Origin of the sequence: Methylomonas methanica (genome assembly GCF_001644035.1) — a bacterium.
Taxonomy (GTDB): Bacteria; Pseudomonadota; Gammaproteobacteria; order Methylococcales; family Methylomonadaceae; genus Methylomonas; species Methylomonas methanica_A.
On the sequence record NZ_LUUG01000132.1, the window covers coordinates 1 to 2673 of the forward strand.

Genomic DNA, 2673 nt, shown 5'->3' on the forward strand with positions numbered 1-2673 from the left:
GATTTGCCCCAGGGTGTAGCCGGCTATCTTGGGTTGGATGACGCTTTTCAGGCGGCCGTCTTGCGCTGCGTTCCAATAGCTGTAGAGGGTGCTATTGCCGTTGGGGTCGGTGACGGCTTTAACCCGACCGGCGGCATCCAGTTTGCGGTCGACGTGATGACCGGCTTTGTCGTAGGCCGTGGTCCAGCGGTTGACGGCGTCGTAATCAAAACCCAGGGTGTAGTTGTCCGGGTCGGTGATTTGGGTGAGGTTGCCGGCGGCATCGTATTGGTATTGGGCGAGGTGGCCGCCGGCGTCCTCGTCGCCGGATTACCCAGCGGAGCCGATGATAGATTGTTAAAGAGCTGTCGCGATAGATGCGCCTCCTGACGTCGGCGACATCCTATAGGCGCACGTTATCGCGTTACAAGTCCGCGTTAAAATCGCCAAAACCGTCCAGAGGCTCATCCAGAACCGGCAATGGATCCACAGCCAATTTACACCATTGGGCTAAATTGAGCCGTTGAAATAAGTCAATAGTTATTACAAGTCCACCGTTCCCTTTATAGTAAATAGATGACTCCTTGGACGATGGAAAGGGATATAGATATTGCCTGCCCATCGCAAAATAGCGTATGCGTCCGCACTCAATACAACGATGGTAATTAGCGTGTTGATCGCCACGGACGATGATTTCGGGGTAACTGTGATAAGAAACATATTCGTCAAGTTGGTTACCATCAGGATCGTACACCCGTCCCAAATAAAGATCTCGCTGGGCTTCAGTCTCGCCTAGCTCCAAAAGGAAAGCTTTTTTGGCAATTCCCAAACCGCAACCGTTAACAAAATTCAGAGGTATGTTTTCAGGGAGGGCATCGAGATAAACATCAACCTCACGAATACTTGGCTTCGGTGAACAACAACCCATACATAACCAAGATTTTCGTGCTTCTTCGTAACTTATTTTGGTTATATCGCACGACTCCATGGTTGTCGAGGACAGCCTATAAAAAAATATGTCGGTCACGGGAATTGCCTAAAGTTGTCGTCCATTAGATTGCTCCAGACATCTTGCGTGATACTGGTGTTATGTTTTTGGTCAATTGTACGCGAGGCATCTAGCACAGCATCCAGTGCAGTATTTTGGCTACCAGGATTGGCGAGCATATAATCTGCCCAATTTGCCCTGCTGCCACCCACCCCACCGACATTCAGCGGAATTCCCGCTTCTTTAAGGTTTTGATTCAAGACTTGATGAAACTCAGTATGAATTGGCTGGGGCAATTGAGTCAATTCTTGCTTAGCATTGCCACCAAGGAATTGCGGTATCGAGTGGTGTCCATTAGTTACAACTTGACCCGCATCAGCAATATTATCAGCCTGCCTAGCCAAATCAACCCCTTTATCAGCCCAACGTCCTATCCTGGCGGCATCGCCGATGATGCCGGCCACCGGAAACATGCCGGCTAGAGAGGTGGAGGTGCCGAAGGCATCACCTTGATAGGCGTAAATACTGGCCGCACCCAGTCCGGCGGCTTGTGAGACAACCGGCACTTCGGAGGACGCTAATATATCCAGTCCAAATTGTCCTGCACCGCCCCAACCAATCTGGCTGGCAATATTGCTGGCGGTGTTGTAGTAACTCGCTCCAGCAGTCCAGGCGTTGGAAACCCTATTCGCAAACAAACCATTCGGATCATTGAAGTTAACCGGATTATTGCCAACGTAAGCATAGCGATTGATCCCATCCGCATACCCCAACGGGTCACGTTGGGTAAACCTAGTCTGATTCGGATCGTAATACCGGGCCCGGTAGTAGATCAGCCCGCTGGCATCCGGCTCCCGTCCGGTGTAGCCGTATTGCGGAACGGTGCCGGTACCTCCGATCTTGCTGCCGTAGGCGTCGAAGCGTTGCGTGGCGCTGACAGCTTTGGCGGCGTTTGTTGTTGCCAATATTGAGCCCAGTCCGTCTTGGTGGTAGTAAGCCGCCGTGGCGCTGGGCAGGTTGACGTTGCCTGTCAGCCTTGCCAGCGGGTGGTCTTGGCCGGCCTGAACGTAAACGGCGTTCGGGCTGGTCCAGCCGCTGCCGGGGTATTCGGCGTAGATTGAGCTACCGTCGTAATGGTAGTTGGTGGTGGTAGCGCCTTCGGTTTTCTGGGTTCGCCTGCCCTGGTCGTCGTATTTAAAGCTGCCGGTGGTGACCGCGTTGACTTGGACTTGATTAAGCCGGTTGAAGCTGTCGTAGCCGGTTTGGTTTTGGGTGGTGCCGGTACAGCTTTGGTCGTTAGGTCGGGTGACGGTACCGCCGCTACATTTTTTGGTTTGCTGACCAGTGCTGTCGTACAAGTAGGCTTCCAGCAGGCTGCCGCTCAGATTGGTTTGCCGGACTTCGGTCAGCTGATTAGCCGCATCGTGTTTATAGGCGGTGGTGCTGGTGGCCGGTACGCCGATTTGCTTCTGCACCCGGTTGCCGTAAACGTCGTGACTAAAGCTTTGGGTTTGGGCGGTGGTGCCGTTGGCGACTTGGGTCAGCCGGTCCAGCGGGTCGTAGCTGTAGGTGTAGCCGAGGGTGGTTTGGCCGGATAGGCTTTCCTGGTTAGTTTTCCTTCTGCCCAGGCCGTCGTAGCTGTATTGGCTTTGTTGGATGACCGTCGCGGCGTTTTTGTGGGCGACTTGGCTGAGGCTGTTGTCGCT

At 53.4% G+C, this 2673-nt stretch carries 3 protein-coding genes; 1 reads left to right on the top strand and 2 read right to left on the bottom strand.

What is annotated here, in order from left to right; genetic code table 11:
• On the top strand, positions 1–369 hold a 369-nt coding region (locus A1332_RS26210; protein WP_231890402.1), incomplete at its 5' end, for a hypothetical protein.
• Positions 370–403: 34 nt separating this feature from the next.
• On the opposite strand, the gene A1332_RS23100 is transcribed toward A1332_RS26210, so the two are convergent.
• Both A1332_RS23100 and A1332_RS26215 read right to left on the bottom strand, forming a co-directional pair.
• Positions 404–1006, bottom strand: a complete 603-nt coding sequence (locus A1332_RS23100) for a hypothetical protein (protein ID WP_064010748.1) — start codon at positions 1004–1006, stop codon at positions 404–406.
• On the bottom strand, positions 1003–2673 hold a 1671-nt coding region (locus A1332_RS26215), incomplete at its 5' end, for an RHS repeat-associated core domain-containing protein (protein ID WP_331709888.1). The genes A1332_RS23100 and A1332_RS26215, both read right to left, overlap by 4 nt.